Origin of the sequence: Kaistia geumhonensis (genome assembly GCF_030815145.1) — a bacterium.
GTDB classification, from domain to species: domain Bacteria; phylum Pseudomonadota; class Alphaproteobacteria; order Rhizobiales; family Kaistiaceae; genus Kaistia; species Kaistia geumhonensis.
In genome coordinates this window covers 547,997-568,693 of the sequence record NZ_JAUSWJ010000001.1, presented here as the reverse complement: position 1 = coordinate 568,693, position 20,697 = coordinate 547,997, and the positions used below count along the sequence as shown (strand labels likewise).

Sequence of the window (20,697 nt, the reverse complement as noted above, 5' to 3'; positions counted from 1 at the left end):
TGCCGAAGCGGTCAGCGACCGAGCAGGCGAGGGCGGTCGATGGCCGGGCAGCGGTTCATGACGACCTTGATGCCGGCCGCCTCCAGCTTCGCCGCGGCCTCGTCGTTGCGGATTCCGAGCTGAAGCCAGACGACGCGCGGCAGGCGCGGCAGCGCGAGAATCTCGTCTGCCAGCGCGGGGATCGCATCGGAATTGCGGAAGACGTCGACCATGTCGACCGGTGCCGGAATATCGGCGAGCCTCGAATAGACCTTGCGATCGAGAATCTCGCCGCCGGCGAGCCCCGGATGCACCGGAAAGGTCTCGTAGCCGCAGCTGATGAGATAGGCGAGCACGCCATGGCTCGGCCGTTCGGCCTTTGCGCTGGCGCCGACCATGGCGATGGTCCGCGTCGTTTCGAGAATTTCGCTGAGATAGGCGTCGTCGTAGCGGTCGTGATTGACGGGCATTGCGTCCCCTAGAGGCTCGGCACGATGACCGCGGTCACGAGCCAGTTGTCGTCGACCTTGCCGAAGCAGACGCTGACCGCCTGGAAGCCGAGCGAGGCGTCGTTGGAAGCATAGCCGATCTTGCCCGAGGGGAGGGCCACGGAATACCAGCCGCCCTCACCGCCGTCGGTCTCCTCGGCGGCTTCGGCGTCGGTCGTGGCGCTGTCGGCGGGCACGTCGACCGACCCCTCGATGAAGGGCACGACCGTATTGGCGGGCAGCGTCTCCACCACCGGCGACTTGGCGTCCGGCTTTTCGTGGAAGTCGGTCTTTTCCGACAGGATCCAGAGATTGCCCGGCGGAACGTCGGCGGCCTCTGCCATGGCGACTGCCTTGGCGCGGTCGAACACCGGCTCGGCCGGCGCGCAGAGCCGGCCGCCGGCGATGGCGGACTTGCCGATCGTGCCAGGCTCCAGCGCGGTGCCGAAGAGATCGAGGATCATGCTGTCGAGGTCGTCGCGCGTGTATTCGACATCGGCCGAGCCCATCAGCGCGGCGGCCTCGTCGAGGCGCTGCGCCGACTCGTGCTTGTCAGGATTGGCGAGCGGGCCATGCGTCTGGCCGTCGGGGAAGCCGACGGCTGGCGAGTAGATCGCGAGATCCTTGGCGACAGCGAGCTTCAGGAAGGTTGAATCGCTGGAGTCGAGCGCCTTGCGGAGCGATTCGAGGAAGGTCTTGAGGCCCGGATCGTCCGCTCCGGCAGTGTCGTAGGTCGCCGTGACGCTTTCATAGGGCTGGATGGCCAGCGCAGGGAGCGGCGCGAGCAGAGCCGCGGCCGCCAGCGGGAGAGCAAGGCGAAAGGTCGTCATGGCAAGCCTCTTCATGCGGCCGGGCCCGGAAGGGCGAGGCGGCCGGCCTCGTCGAAGGCGAAGAACGGGTTGTAGGCCACCTCCCAGAGATGGCCGTCGGGATCGGCGAAATAGCCGGAATAGCCGCCCCAGAACACCTTGGACGCCGGCTTGACGATCGAGGCGCCGCTGCGTTCGGCATGGGCGAGGGCGGCATCGACCGCCGCTTCCGAATCGACATTGTGCGCGAGCGTCACGGCCCGAAAGCCGTCGCCGGCGGGCGCGACGGTCGCGTCGTCGGCCAGTTGCTCGCGGTTGAAGAGCGCGAGAACGACTCCGGAAAGCTGGAAGAAGACGATCTGCTCCTGGCTGGCCGATGACGGCTGCCAGCCGAGCTTCTCGTAGAAACTGCGCGCCCGCGCGACATTCGCGACGCCGAGCGTCACGATGCTGAGCCGCGGGGAAAGGCCGTTTTCCGTCATCTGTCGTTCCCTGACCGTGCCTGTTGCGCAGCACAATAGCCGATCGACCGGGCGCGGGAAGGGCCGGGGCGTCCGTTCCCGCTCGCCGGATCATCAGAGCGCAGCATCATGGCGGAAATCCGCCGGGCGCTCTATGTGGTATCATGGTACGAATATGGCCATGCCAATGGAATTCATGCAGAAATTCGGCTTTGCCACGTGTTCGTCATGGTTGACGCGAGGGTCCGGCCCCTGTAGACGAAGCGCCAACGACGGGGTGAAGGCCCTGCCGCCTCCATTCCCCTGCCTGAACGGGCACGAGAAACGGGTTTCACAATGAGCACCATCTCCACCAAGCCGGCGGATGTCGAGAAGAAGTGGATTCTGATCGACGCCACGGACCTTGTCGTCGGACGGCTTGCCACGATCGTGGCCAACCGCCTGCGCGGCAAGCACAAGGCGAGCTTCACCCCGCATGTCGACGACGGCGACAACGTCATCGTCATCAATGCGGAGAAGGTCGTGTTCACCGGCCGCAAGTATACCGACAAGCGCTATTACTGGCACACCGGCTATATCGGCGGCATCAAGGAGCGCAGCCCGCGCCAGCTGATCGAGGGCCGCTTCCCGGAGCGAGTCATCGAGAAGGCTGTCGAGCGCATGCTGCCCGAGGGTCCGCTCGGCCGTCGCCAGTTCTCCAATCTCCGCGTCTATGCCGGTGCCGAGCATCCGCATGAGGCGCAGCAGCCGGAAGTCCTCGACGTCGCGGCGCTCAATCCGAAGAACAAGAGGGTTGCCTGACCATGGCCGATCTCCAGTCCCTCCAGGGCCTCGTCACGGCCTCGACCGAGAACGCCGCCCCGGTTCACGTTCAGAAGCTCGACGCGCATGGCCGTGCCTATGCGACCGGCAAGCGCAAGAACGCGATCGCCCGCGTCTGGATCCGTCCCGGCACCGGCAAGATCACCGTCAACGGCAAGGACTTCTCGGCCTACTTCGCCCGTCCGGTGCTGCAGATGCTCGTGCGTCAGGCGATCGGCGTCGCCAATCGCAACGGCCAGTATGACGTCGACGCCAAGGTTGCCGGTGGCGGCCTCTCGGGCCAGGCCGGCGCGCTGCGCCATGGCCTCTCCAAGGCGCTGACCTATTACGAGCCGGAACTGCGCGGCGTCCTCAAGAAGGGCGGCTTCCTGACCCGCGACAGCCGCGTCGTCGAGCGCAAGAAGTACGGCCGCGCCAAGGCCCGCCGCAGCTTCCAGTTCTCGAAGCGCTAAGCCGCGTCGTTCATTCAACGCGAAAGGGCGCTTCGGGCAACCGGGCGCCCTTTTTCTATGGCCCTGTCACATCCACCTGATAGGCCGGCTCCGCCCCGCCGCATCGGCGCGGGAAGGCTGGTGTCTGCGAGGAAGCGAACATGTCTGCCAAGGTTTTCATCGATGGCGAGGCCGGGACGACGGGGCTGCAGATCCGCCAGCGCCTCGAGGGCCGGCCGGATATCGCGCTTCTCTCGATCGATCCCGAGCATCGCAAGGACAGGACCGCGCGGGCGGAGATCATGAATCTCGCCGATGCCGTCATCCTCTGCCTGCCGGACGATGCCGCGCGTGAGGCGGTGACGCTCGTCACCAATCCCGCGACCCGCATTATCGACGCCTCCACCGCGCATCGCGTGTTCCCCGGCTGGGCCTATGGCTTCGCCGAGCTCGACGCGGGGCAGCGCGCGAAGATCGCCGGCGCGACCCGCATTGCCAATCCCGGCTGCTACGCGACTGGCGCCATTGCGCTCATCCGCCCGCTCGTCGACGCCGGACTGCTTCCCGCCGACTGGCCGCTCTTCGTGAACGGCATCTCCGGCTATTCCGGCGGCGGCAAGGGGCTGATCGCCGAGTTCGAGCAGCAGACGCCGCCGCCCGGATCGCATGACGCGTTCCGCCCCTATGGGCTGACGCTCGCTCACAAGCATCTGCCAGAGATCGTCCGCTATGGCGCGATCGCGGAAGCACCGATCTTCACGCCCTCGGTCGGCCGCTTCGCGCAGGGCATGATCATCGAGCTGCCGCTGCATCTGGCGCGCCTTCCGGCCAAGCCGAAGGCCGAGGATCTCACCGCCGCCTATGAGAAGCACTATGCCGGCGAGCGCTTCATCGAGGTGCTCGGCGTCGAGGATGCGGCTGCCGTGCAGAAGGCGCGCGCGGGCGCGGCCGGTTTCCATGCGCTGATCGATCCCGAGAACCTCAACGACACCAACCGCCTGAGGATCATGGTGTTCGGCAACGAGGCGAACGGGCAGGGGCTCGCCCTAGCGCTGCTCGACAATCTCGGCAAGGGCGCGTCCGGCGCGGCGGTGCAGAACCTCAACCTCTCGCTCGGGCTCGAGGAAGCTTCGGGTCTCGAATAGCGCCGCATCACGCTTCCGCGATCCCGTTCCCAAGTTGCGGGAACGGGATTAGCGTTCCTGTCGGCGGCCCCGGAAGAGGGTCGCGACAAGAATGCCGAGGGAGCAGGAAATGCCAGACAAGGTTCGCCTTCATCCGGCGATCGACGATGGCGTCGTCGCCGGTTCGGAGAGTTTCTCGGGCGGCACGCTCACGTGCCTGTGCACCGACCGCCCGGTCAAGGTGCGCATCGACGGACAGGTCGCCCACAACCACGCCTGCGGCTGCACGAAGTGCTGGAAGCCGGCCGGCGCGATCTTCTCCATCGTCGCCGTCGCGCCGACGGCCAATGTCCATGTCACCGAGAACGGCGACAAGCTCGCGGTCGTCGATCCGTCGGCCCTCATCCAGCGCCATGCCTGCAAGGCCTGCGGCGCCCACATGCATGGGCCGGTCGAGCGCGATCACGCCTTCAAGGGGCTCACTTTCGTCCATACGGAGCTGTCGAAGGACAAGGGCTGGCAGGCGCCGCAATTCGCCGCCTTCGTCTCGTCGGTCATCGAGAGCGGCGTGCCGCCACGCGAGATGGATGGCATACGCGGCCGCATCCGTGAGGTCGGGCTCGAGCCCTATGACTGCCTGTCGCCGGCGCTGATGGACGTGCTCGCCACCTTCGCGGCGCGCAAGGCCGGCATGCTCCGGGAATAGCGCTCAAGGAGTAGCACCGCCGGCCGGTCCCGCGGCCTCTCGCTGCATCAGGCCGAAGCGGCGCCGGTAATCGGCCGGCGCCAGGCCGGTGATGCGCTGGAAGATGCGGCGGAAGGCCGAGGGATCGCCATAGCCGACGTCCCAGGCGACCTGCTCGACGGGCTTGCGCGTCAGCTCCAGCGCCTCGCGCGCCCGTTCGATGCGGATCTGCTGCGCATATTCGGTGGCCTTCATGCCGGTCGCCTTCTGAAAGCGTCGCTGGAAGGTGCGCTCGCCGAGGCCGGCGATCTCGGCGAGCTCGGGGATGGCATGATCCCTGGCGCCATTGCCGTGCATCCAGAGCTGGGCCTTCAGGATCGCCGCGTCGCCATGGTCTCGCCGGTCGACGAAGCCGCCATAGGGCTGCTGCATGCGGCCCGGCGGATCGATGAGCAGGAACCGCGCTGTATCGAGCATGATGGTGGGGCCGAGATGGCGCGCCACCAGCGTCAGTCCGAGATCGGTCCAGGCGAGGATGCCGCCGGCGGTGACGATGTCGCCGTCGTCGATGACCATGCGGCTCGAATCGACACGGATCGAGGGATAGCGCCGCGCCAGCTCGGCCGCGAAGGCCCAGTGCGTCGTCGCCGGCCGCCCGTCGAGGAGTCCGGTTTCGGCGACGAGAAAGGCGCCGGCGCAGACCGAGACCAGCGTCGTGCCCGCCGCGTGGCGGCTGGCCAGCCAGTCGGTCAGGTTGCCCATCGGCTGCATGCGCGAGGGCACGATGAGGCTCGGCGGCGTGATGAGATAGGTGAGCCGGTGCGGCTGGCCGGGGTGGCTGTCATAGCTGCACACGACCTCGCCGCCATCGGCGGAAAGCTGCCAGTGGCTGACGCGGATGGCGTGCGCCTTGCCGCCTTCTGCGCGCGACGCGCTCATCTCGCCCGCGATGCGAAAGACGTCCGTCAGCCCGTAGACCGCCGAGAGCTGACAGTCCGGGAAGATCACGAGGCCCACTTCGGCGCAAAGATCGGCGGCCGTGGTCATGCTGTCACTTTTGCCTCGCATATTGTCGGATGCGCCACGCGGCAGAGCGCATGGCTGGCCGTAGAACCGGATCACTGGTGATGGCAACCCCGCCGTCCCGCAGCGAAGGAACGAGATCATGGCTTATGTCACGACCAAGGACGGCGTCGAGATCTTCTACAAGGACTGGGGTCCGAAGGAAGCGCAGCCGATCGTCTTCCACCATGGCTGGCCGCTGTCCAGCGACGATTGGGATGCGCAGCTGCTGTTCTTCCTCGCCAAGGGTTACCGGGTCGTCGCCCATGACCGCCGCGGCCATGGCCGGTCGGCGCAGGTCTCCGAAGGTCACGACATGGATCACTACGCGGCGGACGCCAGCGCCGTCGCCGAGCATCTCGACCTCCGCAACGCCGTTCACATCGGCCATTCGACCGGCGGCGGCGAAGTCGCCCGCTATGTCGCGAAGTTCGGCGAGCCGCAGGGCCGCGTCGCCAAGGCGATTCTCGTCAGCGCCGTTCCCCCGATCATGGTGAAGACGGCCTCGAACCCCGGCGGCCTCCCGATCGAGGTGTTCGACGGCTTCCGCTCGGCGCTCGCCGCCAATCGCGCCGAGTTCTTCCGCGCCGTCGCCGAGGGCCCGTTCTACGGTTTCAACCGTCCTGGCGCGAAGGTCTCCGAGCCGGTGATCGCCAATTGGTGGCGCCAGGGCATGACCGGCAGCGCCAAGGCCCACTATGACGGCGTCAAGGCCTTCTCGGAAACCGATCAGACCGAGGACCTCAAGGCCATCTCCGTGCCGACGCTGGTGCTGCATGGCGAGGACGACCAGGTCGTGCCGATCGACGACTCCTCGCGTCTGGCGGTAAAGCTCCTGAAGAACGGCCAGCTCAAGACCTATCCGGGCTTCTCGCACGGCATGCTGACCGTCAACGCCGACGTGCTCAACGCCGATCTGCTGGCCTTCGTCCAGGCCTGACCGGACCGGCCCGGCCGTACGAAATGCCGTCATGCCCGGGTTGGTCCCGGGCATGGCGCCACCTACTCCGACATCACCTTCACATAGCTTCCCGGCGCGTCCTCGATCGGCTTGACGCGCCGCCCGCCGGGAATGCGTGCCTTGACGCGCGTATCGTCGAGGCTCTCGACCCAGGCCTGCCAGTGCGGCCACCAGGAGCCCGGATGCTCCTCGGCATGCATGAGCCATTCGTCGAAGCCGTCGCCGACCGGCGCCGGCCCCGTCCAGTACTGGTACTTCTTGCGAACCGGCGGATTAACGACGCCCGCGATGTGGCCCGAGCCGGACAGGACGAAGGTCACCGGCCCCCCGAAGAACGACGAGCCGTAGAAGACGGAGCGCGGCGGGGCGATATGGTCCTCGCGGGTCGCGAGGTTGAAGATCGGGATCTTCACGTCGCGCAGCGACAGCTTCGTCTCGCCGACCTCAAGCTCGCCCTTGGCCAGCTTGTTGTCGAGATAGCAATTCCTCAAATAAAACGAGTGGTTGGCCGCCGGCATTCGCGTGGCGTCCCAGTTCCAGAAGAGGAGGTCGAACGGGATCGGCTCGCGGCCGCGGAAGTAGTTGTTGACCACATAGGACCAGATGAGTTCGTTCGAGCGCAGCATGTTGAAGGAAGACGCCATGTTCTTCCCTTCGAGATAGCCGCGGACGCTCATTTTCTTCTCGAGCGACTCGATCTGCTCCTCGTCGATGAACACCTTGAGATCGCCGGCGAAGGTGAAGTCCACCTGAGTCGCGAACAGCGTCGCCGCGGCGATCCGCGTGTCGCCCGTCGCCGCCATATAGGCGAGCGTGAAGGAGAGCAGCGTGCCGCCGACGCAGTAGCCGATGGCGTTCACCTCATTCTCGCGCGTGATCTTCTGGATCACGTCGAGCGATTCGAGGATGCCCTCGCGCATGTAGTGCTCGAAACTCTTCCCCGCCTGCCGCTCGTCGGGATTGACCCAGGAGACGACGAAGACGGTGTGGCCCTGCTCGACCGCCCATTTGATGAAGGATTTCTCGGGCGTGAGGTCGAGAATGTAGAACTTGTTGATCCAGGGCGGAACGATCAGCAGCGGCCGCTTCAGCACCTCGGCGGTCGCCGGCTTGTACTGGATGAGCTGGCAGACATCGTTCTGGTGCACGACCTTGCCCGGAGTCAGTGCGAGATTGCCGCCGATCGTGAAGCTCTTGGTGTCGACCTGGCGGATCTTGAGTTCGCCCTCGCCGGCGGCGATGTCGTCGGCCAGCATGTTGGCGCCGCGAACGAGATTCTCCGCGCTCGAATCGAGCGTGTCGCGCAGGATCTCGGGATTGGTGAAGAGGAAATTCGATGGCGAGATCGCGTTGGCGACCTGGCGCACATAGAATCGCGCCTTGAGGCGGGTGTGCTGGTCGAGATCGGTCGCGTCGCGGGCGAGTTCGTCAGCCCATTGCGCGGTCACGAGATAGAACTGCTTGATGAAGTCGAAATAGGCGTTTTCCGACCATTGCGGGTCCTGAAAGCGCTTGTCGCGCGGGTCCGGCTTCGCGATGGGCGGCATCTCGGCGCCGGCCATGCGGGCGAGCATCGTGTTCCAGAGCGCGAAATAGCGGCCGAACAGGCGGGTCTGAGCCGTGAAGCTGCGCGACGGGTCCGAGGTCCAGTATTCGACGACCTTCGACAGCGTCTTCACGATCTCGCTGATCTCGTCGACGAGATCCCCCGAGACCGAGCCGTTCTCGCGCGGTTTCAGATAGTTGGCGGCGGCGCGGGAGAGGGCTTCGACGATCAGCGCGATGTTGCGCGCCAGCCTTTCCGGGTCCTTGACCATGAGGCTGATCGGCGAGCCCGCCGCGGATTTCGCTTCGCCCGAACCGTTCTTGTCCCCGGCCATGCTCTCTCCGTCGATGCCATTTGCCCGTCGGCGCTGCAAACGCGACGCGGCGAGTGTAATAGTTCCGCACGACGAGGCATATCCGGGTCGCGTTTAAGAGAGCGCTTACCCTCCAGGCAGAGAATGATGATGACGGCGATGGCGGATGGCGGAATGCGGCGGCGGGTTTTCTCTCTCGGGCTCGCGCTGGCGCTGGCGCTGGCCGCAGCGTTGGCCGGGTGCAACACGGTCAAGAAGACATTCGATTTCAGCCCCGATCCGGAGCTGCAGAAGGACGGGACCTATCCCAACATCAATGTCGGCGGCGTTCCCCAGCCCGGCAAGCCGCTGACGCCGGACGAGCAGCAGAAGGCGATGGCTGCGATCAAGGCAAAGGCTGCCGTCGCGAGCCCGCAGACCGGAGCCGACGCCAAGCAGCAGGGCGCCGTATCGGCCGCCGAACTGGATCAGATCGCCCGCACCCATGGCGAACTGACCCTCGAGGAGATCAGGAATGGATGCGGCACCGACAAGGTCGTCGATGCCACGAAATGCCCGCAATGAAAGCGCTCACCTCCGGCTGCGGTTCTCTGTTATGAACCGCGCCGCGCCGGAGGCGGCGCGCATCGAGACTTGAAGAACAACATCCACCCGAAATGGATTCGGAGCCATGAGCGAGTTCCACAGCGTGCGGCGTCTGCCGCAATACGTCTTCGAGCAGGTCAACCGGCTGAAGGCGAGCGCGCGGGCAGCAGGCGCCGACATCATCGATCTCGGCATGGGCAACCCGGACCTGCCGACGCCGCCCCACATCGTGCAGAAGCTCGCCGAGACCGCGGCGCGCCCCGATGTGCACGGCTACTCCGCGTCGCGCGGCATCAACGGACTGCGCAAGGCACAGGCCGCCTATTACGAGCGCCGCTTCGGCGTGAAGCTCGATCCGGCGACCCAGATCGTCGCGACGATCGGCTCGAAGGAAGGCTTCGCCAACATGGCGCAGGCCATCACCGCGCCGGGCGACGTGGTGCTCTGCCCCAATCCCTCTTACCCGATCCACGCCTTCGGCTTCCTGATGGCGGGCGGCGTCATCCGCTCGGTGCCGTCCGAGCCCGGGCCGGAGTTCTTCCACGCGATGGAGCGGGCGGTGATCCATTCGATCCCGAAGCCGATCGCGGTGGTGCTCTGCTACCCGTCCAATCCGACGGCGCACGTCGCCGACCTCGACTTCTACCGCGACGTCGTTGCCTTCGCGCGCAAGCACGACCTGTTCGTGCTCTCCGACCTCGCCTATGCCGAGATCTATTTCGACGATTATCCGCCGCCCTCGATCCTGCAGGTGCCGGGCGCGATGGATGTTGCGGTCGAGTTCACGTCGATGTCGAAGACCTACTCCATGGCCGGCTGGCGCATGGGCTTCGCGGTGGGCAACGAGCGGCTGATCGCGGCGCTCGCCCGCGTGAAGTCCTATCTCGATTACGGCGCCTATACCCCGATCCAGGTCGCGGCGACGGCGGCGCTGAACGGTCCGCAGGACTGCATCGCCGACATGCGCCGCACCTACAAGAACCGCCGCGACGCGCTGGTCGAGAGCTTCGGCCGCGCCGGTTGGGACATTCCGGCTCCGCGCGCCTCGATGTTCGCCTGGGTGCCGATTCCCGAGCAGTTCCGCTCGCTCGGCAGCCTCGAATTCTCGAAGCTCCTGATCGAGAAGGCCGATGTCGCGGTCGCGCCCGGCGTCGGCTTCGGCGAGCATGGCGACGAGTATGTCCGCATTGCTCTCGTCGAGAACGAGCAGCGCATCCGCCAGGCCGCGCGGAACATCCGCCGCTTCCTTGAATCGGCAGACAAAACGTTGCACAACGTCGTCCCGATCAGCAGCGCCCGGCGTTAAGCCGGGCCCCTCTGGGGCGATGGATGAATCATTCGGTTTTGAGGCTGGGCGTCGCGGGCCTGGGCACAGTTGGCGCGTCCCTGATTCGCCTCGTTGCCCGGCACGGGCGCGATATCGGCGTGCGCAGCGGCCGGATGATCGCCGTCACCGCGGTCGCCGCGCGTGACCGCAGCCGCGATCGCGGCGTCGACGTCTCCGATTGCGCCTGGTTCGACGATCCCGTCGCGCTGGCGCGCTCGCCCGAGATCGACGTCTTCGTCGAGCTGATGGGCGGCGCCGAGGGCGCGGCCCGCGAGGCGGTCGAGGCCGCGCTGGCCGCCGGCAAGCATGTGGTGACCGCCAACAAGGCGCTGCTCGCAAGGCACGGCGCAGCGCTCGCCGCACTGGCCGAGGCGCAGGGCGTCTCGCTGAATTTCGAGGCGGCGGCGGCGGGCGGCATCCCGATCATCAAGACGCTGCGCGAGTCGCTCGCCGGCAACCGGGTCGCCCGCGTCTACGGAATCCTCAACGGCACCTGCAACTACATCCTGACGCGGATGGAGCGTGAGGGCCTCTCCTTCGAGACCTGCCTCGCGGAGGCGCAGCGGCTCGGCTATGCCGAGGCCGATCCGACCTTCGACATCGACGGCTTCGACACCGCGCACAAGCTGTCGCTGCTCGCCGCCATCGCCTTCGGCAACCGCATCGACGCCGACGCGGTCTATGTCGAGGGTATCCGCTCGATCACCACGGCCGATATCGAGGCCGCGGACGAGCTCGGCTACCGCATCAAGCTCCTCGGCGTCGCGAGCCGGACCGATACCGGGTTCGAGCAGCGCGTCCATCCGACCATGGTCCCGAAGTCCTCGCCGATCGCGCGGGTCGACGGGGTGACCAATGCCGTCGCCGTCGAGGCCGATTTCGTCGGCCGCCTGGTTCTCTCCGGACCTGGTGCCGGCGGCGATGCGACGGCGTCGGCCGTGATGAGCGACATCGCCGACATCGCGCGCGGCGACATCGTCGGCACCTTCGGCCGGCCCGCTTCGGCGCTCGAGCCCTATCGCCAGGCGGCGATGCGGGCGCATGAGGGCGGCTACTATATCCGCCTCTCCGTCTATGACCGTCCCGGCGCCTTCGCCTCGATCGCGCAGCGCATGGCCGAGAACGGCATCTCGCTCGAGTCGATCGTTCAGCGCCGCCGCGCGCCGCGGGCCGATGCGCCCGAGCATCCGACGCCCATGGCGCCTCAGCCTGTCATCCTGATCACCTATGATACGACGGAAGCGCAGATCAAGGATGCGCTCGACCGGATCAGCGTCGACGGCCATATCGCCGAGCGACCGCAGATGATACGCATCGAACAGTTTGCCTGAGCGGGGAGATTGGCAGTGTTGACGGAACCGAAGTCCGCGGGACTTGACCGCATCCTGACGCTGGAGCTGGTGCGCGTGACCGAGCGCGCCGCCGTCGCCGCCGCCCGCTGGCGCGGCCGCGGCGACGAGAAGGCTGCCGACCAGGCTGCCGTCGACGCGCTCCGCCGCGAGCTCAACAATCTCGCAATCGCCGGCACCGTCGTGATCGGCGAGGGCGAGCGGGACGAGGCGCCGATGCTCTATATCGGCGAGGAAGTCGGCAACGGCCATGGCCCGCGCGTCGACATCGCTCTCGACCCGCTCGAGGGCACCACGATCTGCGCGAAGAACCTGCCGAACTCGCTGGCCGTGGTGGCGATCGCCGAAGGCGGTTCGCTCCTGCATGCGCCGGACGTCTACATGGACAAGATCGCCGTCGGCCCCGGCTACCCGGAGGGTGTCGTCGATCTGGACCGCTCGCCGACGGAGAACATCGCCGCCATCGCCGCCGCGAAAGGCGTGCGCGTCGAGGAGGTGACGGCCTGCATTCTCGACCGTCCCCGCCATGCCAAGCTGATCGAGGAAGTGCGCGCCACCGGCGCCGCCGTCCGCCTCATCGGTGACGGCGACGTCGCCGGCGTCATCGACGTGACCGATCCCGACACGACCGGCATCGACATCTATCTCGGCGTCGGCGGCGCACCGGAAGGCGTTCTCGCCGCCGCCGCGCTCTGCTGCACCGGCGGCCAGATGCAGGGCCGGCTGGTCACGCAGTCGGAATCGCAGAAGGCGCGCGCGCTGCGCATGGGCGTCACCGACTTCGACAAGAAGTACACCCATCACGAGATGGTCCGCGGCGAGGTCCTCTTCGCTGCCACGGGCGTCACCGACGGCAATATGCTGAACGGCGTCCGCTTCGCCCGCGATGGCCGCATCACGACCGAGACGCTCGTCATGCGCTCGTCCAAGGGCACCATCCGCTTCATCAAGGCCACCCACCGCGAGCTCGAGAAGTTCGCGGCGGAGAGCTGATCGACGTCATCGATGTCAGAATTCGGTCCGGCCGGACGGCGCAGCTTCCTCGGCGTCGACCGGTCGGTGTCCGGCCGTCGCTGGGACGAGCGGCTCGACGCGGCCGCGAGCCTCGCCGCCACCGCCATGGTCCAGCGGCATGAACTGCCCGAACTGCTCGCCCGCGTGCTCGCGGCGCGCGGCGTTACCGTCGACGCGGCGGCCGAGTTCCTGGAGCCGAGCCTCCGCCGGCTGATGCCGGACCCGTCCACCCTCACCGACATGGATGCCGCCGCGGCCCGCATTGCCGACGCCGTCGAGCGCGGCGAGCAGGTCGCGATCTTCGGCGACTACGACGTCGACGGCGCGACGTCCTCGGCATTGCTGGCCCGGTTCCTGGCCGCGCAGGGGCTCACGCCGCGCATCTATATCCCCGACCGGATCTTCGAGGGCTACGGCCCCAATCCCGACGCCATCCGCACGCTGATCGATGAAGGCGCCGAACTCATCGTCACCGTCGACTGCGGCTCGACCAGCCACGAGGCGCTCGGCGTCGCCGCGTCGCTCGGCCGTCCGGCCGTCGTGCTCGACCATCACCAGATGGGGGCCGAGCTGCCGCCGGCCGTCGCTGTCGTCAATCCCAACCGGCAGGACGATCTCTCCGGCCTCGGCTATCTCGCCGCGGTAGGCGTCACGTTCCTCGCCATCGTCGCAGTCAATCGTGAGCTGCGCCGGCGCGGCTGGTATGCCGGCGCGCGGACCGAGCCAGACCTCCTGCAGTGGCTCGACCTCGTGGCGCTCGGCACGGTCTGCGATGTCGTGCCGCTCGTCGGGCTCAACCGCGCCTTCGTCGTCAAGGGACTGATCGCGCTCCGCCGCGGCGCCAACAGTGGCATCGCAGCGCTCGGGCGCCTTGCGCGCATCGATGCGCCGCTGTCGCCCTATCATCTCGGCTTCCTGATCGGCCCCCGCATCAATGCCGGCGGGCGCATCGGCGACGCGGCGCTCGGCGCCCGGCTGCTGTCGCTCGACGAGGCGGCGCAGACCGAGGTGATCGCCGCGGAACTCGACGAGCTCAACCGCCAGCGGCAGGCCGTCGAGGCGGCGATGCTGGAGCAGGCGCTCGCCGAGGCCGATGCCGAGATTGGGGGCGGGGAGGGACCGGCCGTCATCGTCACGGCCGATCCGCAATGGCATCCCGGCATCGTCGGCCTCATCGCGGCGCGGCTGAAGGAGCGTTTCCAGCGTCCCGCCTTCGCCATCGCGATCGCCCCGAACGGCCTCGGCACCGGCTCGGGCCGATCGGTCCCCGGCGTCGATCTGGGGTCTCTCGTCCGGGCGGCTGTCGCCGAGGGCCTGCTCGTCAAGGGAGGCGGCCACGCCATGGCAGCCGGCATCACCATCGAGCGGACGAAGCTCGGCGATTTCCGCGCCTTCCTTGAGGAGCGGGCCGGCGAGGCGTCGCGCACCGCCCGCGCAGTGACCTCGCTCGCCGTCGACGGAGCGCTGACGGCGCGCGCCGCGACGCCGGACTTCATCGAGGCGATCGAGCGGGCGGGCCCCTTCGGCGCCGGCCATCCGGAGCCGGTCTTCGCCTTCCCGTCGCACCGGATCGCCTATGCCGAGCCGGTGGGCAACGGCCATGTGCGCGTGTCGCTTTCGGGCGGCGACCAGACCCTGCGCGGCATCGCCTTCCGCGCCGCCGGCACGGAGCTCGGCCGCATGCTCACCGAAAGCCGCGGCCGCGCGCTGCATGTCGCCGGGACGCTCGGCATCGATCACTGGCAGGGGAGGCGGCAGCCGAGCCTCAGGATCCTGGATGTCGCGGAGCCGCCGCTGCCGCGCTGACCGGCTCCACCGTCACGGACCGGCGGGTGGTCTTCGGTCCGCGGACGCCCAGGAAGTTCAGGAAGCCGGAGAGCACGACGAGGGCAATGCCGCCCATCGAGATGGCGTCCGGATATTCGTCGAAGAAGAAACCGCCGAGCACCACCGCCCAGACGATCTGGCTGTATTGCGTCGGCCCGATCCGGTTGGCTTCGGCATGGCGGGTCGCCGCCATCATGGTGAGATGGCCGAGCCCGGCAAGCACGCCGCAGAGCGCGAGCAGCATGACCTCGCGCATCGTCGGCGTCTCGTAGACGAACAGAGTGATGGCGCCGTTGAGAGCCAGCGAGCCGATCATCAGCGTGCCGATCAGAGTCACCTGCCGCTCCGTCCGGCTGATGACGCGCAGCGTCAGAAGCGACACCGTTCCGGCGATGGCGGTCGCGATGGCGGCGGCGTGGCCGAGCATCAGTTGCTGGAAGCCGGGCTTGACGACGAGGATGACGCCGACGAGCCCGACGAAGAGGCCGACCAGCCGGGCCGGTGTCGTCCGCTCGCCGAGATAGAAGAACGAGAAGGCGACGACGAAGATCGGCAGCAGGAAGATCAGCGCATAGGCATCGGCCAGCGGCAGCGTCGTGAAGGCATAGGCGCTGAAGAGGCCGGCGGCGAGGGCAGCCGCGAGGCGGAGCATCACCAGCGCCGGGCGGTGCATGCGCATCATGTCGCCCCAGTGCTCCGTCCGCGGCTTGGCGAACAGGACCGGGACGCAGGAGAAGATCGTGATGATCAGCGTCATCTCGGCGACGTGCAGCCGGCCGCCGGCCGCCTTCAGCGCCGCATCCGCAAAGGAGAACACGGCATAGCTGGTGAGCGCGAAAACGACGCCCTTGATCATGATCGGGGAGGTCCGGCGGAAAGTTGAAACGATATTTCAGGGCCGCCGGACAAAATGCAATCGTTCAAGAGCCAAGGCCGCCGAACTTTTCCGGAGGGTTGCGGGAATGCCTCTCTCCTGGCTCGGTTGACAGTCCCCGGCGGGCGGGCAAGTCTGCCGCCCTCGCCAGCCGGCAACCGGGGGAACACATGAACGGCGCCGATCGGCTCTGCGATACGCTCCTCGCCAACGGCATCGATGTCTGCTTCGCGAATCCCGGCACATCGGAAATGCACTTCGTGGCGGCGCTCGACCGCCGCGCCGGGATGCGCTGTGTTCTCGGCCTCTTCGAGGGCGTGGTGACGGGCGCGGCCGACGGCTATGCGCGGATGGCGGAGCGGCCGGCCGCGACACTGCTGCATACCGGGCCTGGCCTCGCCAACGGGCTCGCCAATCTCCACAATGCCCGTCGCGCCCGCACGCCGATGGTCAACATCGTCGGTGACCATGCCGCCTGGCACCTGCCCTTCGACGCGCCGCTCACGACCGATATCGAGGCCCTGGCGCGTCCGATGTCGCATGTCGTCAGGCGCGTCCGCTCGCCCGACGACGTCGCGCCTGCGGCCGCCGAGGCGATCGCGGCGGCGCGGGGCACGCCGGGCGTCGCCACGCTGATCCTGCCCGCCGACCGCGCCTGGGGCGATGCCGCGGAGGCCGCGATCCCGGTCGCGCCAGAGCCGCGGCCGGTTGTGATCGAGGAAAGCACGATTGCCGCCGCCGCCGACCGCCTCGCAGCGGCCGGGAGGAGGGGTGGCCTGCTGCTGGGAGGCGCGGCGGCGCGGGGCACGTCACTCGATGCCGCCGGCCGGATCGCGTCGCGCTGCGGAACGCGGCTCTTCGGCGAGGTCTTCATCACACGGAGCGAGCGCGGCGGCGGCCGGCCGGCGCTGGAGCGGATCCCCTATCCCGTCGATCTCGCCTGCGCGGCTCTCGAAGAGATCGATGTGCTCGTGCTGGTGAGCGCGCGAGAGCCCGTCGCCTTCTTCGGCTATCCCGGCAAGCCGAGCCGTCTTGCTCCTCCCCATGCCGAGATCGTCGCGCTCGCCGACGCAGGGGATGCGGTGGACGACGCGATGCTGCGCCTCGCCGAGCGTCTGGACGCCAAGGCGGCGCCGACCGCTTCGGCGCGAGGGGTGGACGAATCGATGGTGGCCGGACCGCTCACCGACCAGGCCATCTCCGTGATCGCCGCCGCCCATCTCCCCGACGAGGCGATCGTCGTCGACGAGGGGCTGACCTCGGGCCGCGGCTTCTATGCGCTGAGCGAGGGCGGGGCCCGGCACGACTATCTCATGCTGACGGGCGGGGCGATCGGAATCGGCATCCCGCTGGCCGTCGGCGCGGCCATCGCGCGTCCCGACCGCAAGGTGGTGGCGCTGCAGGCCGATGGCAGCGGCATGTATACCGTGCAGGGCCTCTGGACCGCGGCGCGGGAGAATCTCGACATCCTGTTCGTCATCTATTCGAACAGCGCCTATGCGATCCTCCGCCTTGAAATGCAGAATGTCGGCGTCACGCATTTCGACCGTAATGCCGAGCGCATGCTGCGGCTCGACGGACCGCCGCTCGACTGGGTCGCGATGGCGCGCGGCATGGGAGTCGAGGCCGCCCGTGCCGAGACGACGGAACGCTTCGCCGACCTCTACATGGCGGCGCTCCGCCGCCCCGGACCCTTTCTGATCGAGGCGATCATTCCATGAATCGGCTGAAGGCGACGCGGCTGAAGGCGCTTCTCTTCGACAAGGACGGAACGCTGGTCGATTTCGCGATCACCTGGAACGGCGCCGCCGCCTCGGTGCTCGCGACGCTCGCGGGCGAGGACGACGCCCTCCATGCCCGGCTGGCCGACATCCTGCATTTCGACCGCGACACGCGCGCGATCCGTTCCTCCTCGCCCTTCATCGGCGGCACCATCGTCGACATCGCCGCGGAGTTCGCGCCCACCATCGGCATCGCATCGGACGATGCCTTCGTGCGGCGGCTGGAACAGCTGTTCAATGCCGGTGCGCTGGCCTCGGTGGCGCCGATCGGCGATCCGGCCAGCCTGCTCACGCTGCTCAAGGCGGAAGGCTATCTTCTCGGCATCGTCACCAACGATACCGAGAGCGGCGCCCGCGCGCAGGCCGGGAAGCTCGGCCTCGATCATCTGTTCGACGCGGTCATCGGCTACGACTCCGGCCATGGCCGCAAGCCCGATCCCGGCCAGATCCATGCCTTCCTCGACGCGTTCGGGATCGCGCCGGGCGAGGCGGCGCTGATCGGCGATACGCTGCACGACCTCGACGCCGCTCGGGCGGCCGGGGTGCTGGCGGTCGGCGTCGCCAGCGGCTATCTCTCTGCCGAGGCTCTGGCGCCGCATGCCGATCATGTCATCGGAAGCATCATGGCGCTTCCCGAGTTGCTCAACATCCTCGATCACGAGGCGGCCGGCGGGCCGGCAGCGTAAGGCGATCATCATGTCTCTCGACCTCATCGATCCGACGCTCCTCAAGGAGCAGTGCTATGTCGACGGCGCCTGGGTGGGCACTGGCGAGAGCGAGGTCACCAACCCGGCGACCGGCGCGGTGATCGCGCGTGTGCCGCGCTTCGGCGCCGATGAGGCGACAGCGGCGGTCGACGCGGCCGCGGCGGCGTTCAAGCCGTGGGGCGCCCGCACGGCCAAGGAGCGCTCGAAGCTGATCCGCCAGTGGTACGAGCGCATCATGGCGCATCGCGACGACCTGGCGCTGATCCTCACGAGCGAGCAGGGCAAGCCGCTCGCCGAGGCGAAGGGCGAGATCGACTACGCCGCGTCCTATATCGAGTTCTATGCCGAGGAGGCGAAGCGCATTGCCGGCGAGACGCTGCCGAGCCATCGCGCCGATGCCCGCATCCTCGTGCTGCGCCAGCCGACCGGCGTCGTCGGCGCGATCACGCCGTGGAATTTCCCGGCCGCCATGATCACCCGCAAGGCGGCGCCGGCGCTGGCCGCCGGCTGCACCATCGTGGTGAAGCCCGCGGGCGAGACGCCGCTGACGGCTCTCGCTCTTGCGGAATTGGCCGATCGCGCCGGCATCCCGAAGGGCGTCTTCAATGTCGTCACCGGCGATTCGAAGGCGATCGGCGGCGTGCTGACCAGCCATTCGGCGATCCGGCTCGTCAATTTCACCGGCTCGACCGATGTCGGCAAGCTGCTGATGCGCCAGGCGGCCGGCACGGTGAAGAAGGTCGCCCTCGAGCTCGGCGGCAACGCGCCCTTCATCGTCTTCGACGATGCCGATCTCGATGCGGCGGTCGAGGGCGCGATGGTCTCGAAGTTTCGCAACATGGGCCAGACCTGTGTCTGCGCCAACCGCATCTATGCCCAGGCCGGCATCCACGACGCCTTCGTCGAAAAGCTGACGGCTGCGGTGGCGAAGCTCAAGGTCGGCAACGGCGTCGAGGCCGGCGTGACGCAGGGCCCCCTCATCAACGACAAGGCCATCGCCAAGGTCGAGGAGCATCTCGCCGATGCCAGGGCGAAGGGCGCAAGCATCGTGCTCGGCGGCCATCGTCACGCGTTGGGCGGCGCCTATTTCGAGCCGACCGTTCTGACGGGCGCCACCGCCGCGATGCAGCTCGCGCGCGAGGAGACCTTTGGCCCGCTCGCGCCTGTCTTCCGCTTCGAGACCGAGGAGGAGGTCATCCGCGCCGCCAACGACACGGAATTCGGCCTCGCAGCCTATTTCTATTCGCGCGATGTCGGCCGCATCTTCCGGGTTGGCGAAGGCCTCGAATACGGCATGGTCGGCATCAATTCGGGCCTGATCTCGACCGAGCTCGCGCCCTTCGGCGGCGTGAAGGAGAGCGGCAACGGCCGCGAGGGCTCGCATCACGGCATCGAGGAATTCGTCGAGAAGAAATATCTGCTCGTCGCGGGTCTCGACCGCTAGGCTGCTGCCATCCGGAACCCGGCAGCCCTTCGCGCGTCATCTACGAGCGCGTGCGCGGCGGGAGGATCATCATGGCGGAAGCGGTTCGCTGGCAGAGCTGGGATGGCATGGGTGTCGAGCATCTGGTGCTCGCCGACAGGGCCGGCGGCCTCGTGGCCGAAGGCGCGCTGCTCTCGGGCGGCGATGCGCATTTCGCGGCGTCCTACGAGGTCACCTGCCATCCGGACGGCACCGTCTCCCGCGCCCATGTGTCCGTGACCGGGGGGCCGAAGTTGACGCTTCAGTCCGACGGCGACGGCAAATGGCGCAATTCCGACGGCAAGAAGCTGACCGCGCTCGCCGGGGCTCTGGACGTCGACTTTTCGGCGAGCCCGTTCACCAACACGTTGCCGATCCGCCGGCTCGGTCTCGCCGCTGGCGAAGCCGCAGAGATCACCACACTCTATGTCCGTTTTCCCGATCTCGACCTCTCGCTCGACCGGCAGCGCTACACCTGCGTGGAGGCTGGTCGCCGCTATCGCTACCAGTCGGTCGACGGCAGCTTCGAGGCGATGATCGATGTCGACCAGCAAGGCCTCGTGACCCTCTACGAAGGCCTCTTCCGCCGGATCCTCTAGACTATGTCGTCGATCGGATTCGCGAGGGGATCATAGGTCCCGAACGACCATTCATACCCCTCGCTGTCGCGGCACGAATATTCTCGCGAGCCGTAGTCGGTGTCGGCGAGCGGCCTCGTGACGACCGCTCCTGCCGCCGCCGCGCGGTCGTGATGGGCGTCGACATAGGCGACCGAGACATAGATGCCCGAGGTTCCGCCGGTCACGGTTCGGCCCTCGGCCGCGAAAGCGGGGTCGAGCGTTCCAACCATGATCAGGCCATCGCCGAGCCTCAGCTCCGCATGGGCGATGCCGCCGGACGGGCCTTCATGAATCGCATGAACGGAAAAGCCGAAGGCATTGACAAGAAAATCGATTGCGGCGCGCGGATCCCGATAGCGCAGCGCCGGATAGAGATGGGAGCGATCGGTCATGAGGGTCTCCCGAAAGACATGCGATGGGATGGCCGCCGGCGAGCGGCGGCCGCGAAAACCATAGTTCCCGATTTGGGC

General features: G+C 67.7%; 21 protein-coding genes. 14 read left to right on the top strand and 7 right to left on the bottom strand.

All coding sequences use genetic code 11. The annotated features are described in order from the left end of the window. Positions 1–11: 11 nt before the first annotated feature. Genes QO015_RS02695 through QO015_RS02685 form a run of 3 tightly spaced genes read right to left on the bottom strand, consistent with a single transcriptional unit; the run spans position 12 to position 1,758 of the window. Positions 12–449, bottom strand: coding sequence for a CoA-binding protein (locus QO015_RS02695; protein WP_266281634.1), 438 nt, complete (start codon positions 447–449; stop codon positions 12–14). 8 nt (positions 450–457) lie between these two features. Next, complete coding sequence (locus QO015_RS02690) at positions 458–1,297, bottom strand: SH3 domain-containing protein (protein ID WP_266281635.1); 840 nt, start codon at positions 1,295–1,297, stop codon at positions 458–460. Positions 1,298–1,308: 11 nt separating this feature from the next. Next, the gene (locus tag QO015_RS02685; protein WP_266281636.1) at positions 1,309–1,758 is read right to left on the bottom strand and encodes a VOC family protein; all 450 of its coding nucleotides are present in this window, start codon (positions 1,756–1,758) and stop codon (positions 1,309–1,311) included. 315 nt (positions 1,759–2,073) lie between these two features. Here QO015_RS02685 and rplM point away from each other — a divergent pair, with 315 nt between their 5' ends. The 4 genes from rplM (at position 2,074) to gfa (ending at position 4,820) form a co-directional block, all read left to right on the top strand. Next, a complete protein-coding gene (gene rplM, locus QO015_RS02680) occupies positions 2,074–2,538 on the top strand; it encodes a 50S ribosomal protein L13 (protein WP_266281637.1) in 465 nt (154 codons plus the stop codon). Positions 2,539–2,540: 2 nt separating this feature from the next. After that, on the top strand, positions 2,541–3,011 hold the full coding sequence (rpsI, locus tag QO015_RS02675; protein ID WP_266281638.1) for a 30S ribosomal protein S9: 471 nt from the start codon (positions 2,541–2,543) through the stop codon (positions 3,009–3,011). Between the two features lie 140 nt (positions 3,012–3,151). Beyond that, the gene (gene argC, locus QO015_RS02670; RefSeq protein WP_266281639.1) at positions 3,152–4,135 is read left to right on the top strand and encodes an N-acetyl-gamma-glutamyl-phosphate reductase; all 984 of its coding nucleotides are present in this window, start codon (positions 3,152–3,154) and stop codon (positions 4,133–4,135) included. 109 nt (positions 4,136–4,244) lie between these two features. Continuing rightward, the gene (gfa, locus tag QO015_RS02665) at positions 4,245–4,820 is read left to right on the top strand and encodes an S-(hydroxymethyl)glutathione synthase (protein ID WP_266281640.1); all 576 of its coding nucleotides are present in this window, start codon (positions 4,245–4,247) and stop codon (positions 4,818–4,820) included. A gap of 3 nt (positions 4,821–4,823) precedes the next feature. Here the strand turns inward: gfa and QO015_RS02660 are convergent, their stop codons facing one another. Next, positions 4,824–5,846 (bottom strand): GlxA family transcriptional regulator, encoded by a 1,023-nt coding sequence (locus QO015_RS02660; protein ID WP_266281642.1) that lies wholly within the window; start codon positions 5,844–5,846, stop codon positions 4,824–4,826. Between the two features lie 118 nt (positions 5,847–5,964). Here QO015_RS02660 and QO015_RS02655 point away from each other — a divergent pair, with 118 nt between their 5' ends. Then, entirely contained in the window at positions 5,965–6,801 is an 837-nt protein-coding gene (locus QO015_RS02655) for an alpha/beta fold hydrolase (protein ID WP_266281643.1), read from the top strand. Between the two features lie 62 nt (positions 6,802–6,863). Here QO015_RS02655 and QO015_RS02650 read toward each other — a convergent pair whose 3' ends face one another. Then, positions 6,864–8,639 (bottom strand): PHA/PHB synthase family protein, encoded by a 1,776-nt coding sequence (locus QO015_RS02650; RefSeq protein ID WP_266282501.1) that lies wholly within the window; start codon positions 8,637–8,639, stop codon positions 6,864–6,866. Positions 8,640–8,855: 216 nt separating this feature from the next. Between QO015_RS02650 and QO015_RS02645 the strand changes: the two genes are divergently transcribed. From QO015_RS02645 to recJ, 5 genes are all read left to right on the top strand, one after another. Next, a complete protein-coding gene (locus QO015_RS02645; protein WP_266281644.1) occupies positions 8,856–9,245 on the top strand; it encodes a hypothetical protein in 390 nt (129 codons plus the stop codon). Between the two features lie 106 nt (positions 9,246–9,351). After that, positions 9,352–10,572: an LL-diaminopimelate aminotransferase gene (locus tag QO015_RS02640; RefSeq protein WP_266281645.1), complete on the top strand. Its 1,221-nt coding sequence runs from the start codon at positions 9,352–9,354 to the stop codon at positions 10,570–10,572. Between the two features lie 23 nt (positions 10,573–10,595). After that, the gene (locus QO015_RS02635) at positions 10,596–11,924 is read left to right on the top strand and encodes a homoserine dehydrogenase (RefSeq protein ID WP_266281647.1); all 1,329 of its coding nucleotides are present in this window, start codon (positions 10,596–10,598) and stop codon (positions 11,922–11,924) included. A gap of 18 nt (positions 11,925–11,942) precedes the next feature. Next, positions 11,943–12,935: a class II fructose-bisphosphatase gene (gene glpX / locus QO015_RS02630; protein WP_266281649.1), complete on the top strand. Its 993-nt coding sequence runs from the start codon at positions 11,943–11,945 to the stop codon at positions 12,933–12,935. 12 nt (positions 12,936–12,947) lie between these two features. Next, on the top strand, positions 12,948–14,762 hold the full coding sequence (recJ, locus tag QO015_RS02625) for a single-stranded-DNA-specific exonuclease RecJ (RefSeq protein ID WP_266281651.1): 1,815 nt from the start codon (positions 12,948–12,950) through the stop codon (positions 14,760–14,762). Here the strand turns inward: recJ and QO015_RS02620 are convergent. Further along, positions 14,722–15,639, bottom strand: coding sequence for a DMT family transporter (locus tag QO015_RS02620; protein ID WP_266281653.1), 918 nt, complete (start codon positions 15,637–15,639; stop codon positions 14,722–14,724). The two genes, recJ and QO015_RS02620, sit on opposite strands and share 41 nt — an antisense overlap. Positions 15,640–15,827: 188 nt before the next feature. On the opposite strand from QO015_RS02620, the gene QO015_RS02615 reads away from it, so the two are divergent. The 4 genes from QO015_RS02615 to QO015_RS02600 all read left to right on the top strand — a co-directional run bounded on the left by QO015_RS02615 (position 15,828) and on the right by QO015_RS02600 (position 20,206). Further along, entirely contained in the window at positions 15,828–17,378 is a 1,551-nt protein-coding gene (locus QO015_RS02615) for an acetolactate synthase large subunit (RefSeq protein WP_266281655.1), read from the top strand. Continuing rightward, positions 17,375–18,124 (top strand): HAD family hydrolase, encoded by a 750-nt coding sequence (locus QO015_RS02610; protein WP_266281657.1) that lies wholly within the window; start codon positions 17,375–17,377, stop codon positions 18,122–18,124. The genes QO015_RS02615 and QO015_RS02610 overlap by 4 nt, the downstream gene beginning before the upstream one ends. Positions 18,125–18,134: 10 nt before the next feature. Continuing rightward, on the top strand, positions 18,135–19,589 hold the full coding sequence (locus QO015_RS02605; RefSeq protein WP_266281658.1) for an NAD-dependent succinate-semialdehyde dehydrogenase: 1,455 nt from the start codon (positions 18,135–18,137) through the stop codon (positions 19,587–19,589). Between the two features lie 71 nt (positions 19,590–19,660). Further along, positions 19,661–20,206, top strand: a complete 546-nt coding sequence (locus tag QO015_RS02600) for a putative glycolipid-binding domain-containing protein (RefSeq protein ID WP_266281659.1) — start codon at positions 19,661–19,663, stop codon at positions 20,204–20,206. Here the strand turns inward: QO015_RS02600 and QO015_RS02595 are convergent. Next, positions 20,203–20,619, bottom strand: a complete 417-nt coding sequence (locus QO015_RS02595; RefSeq protein WP_266281660.1) for a VOC family protein — start codon at positions 20,617–20,619, stop codon at positions 20,203–20,205. The genes QO015_RS02600 and QO015_RS02595 overlap by 4 nt on opposite strands. Positions 20,620–20,697: the final 78 nt, after the last annotated feature.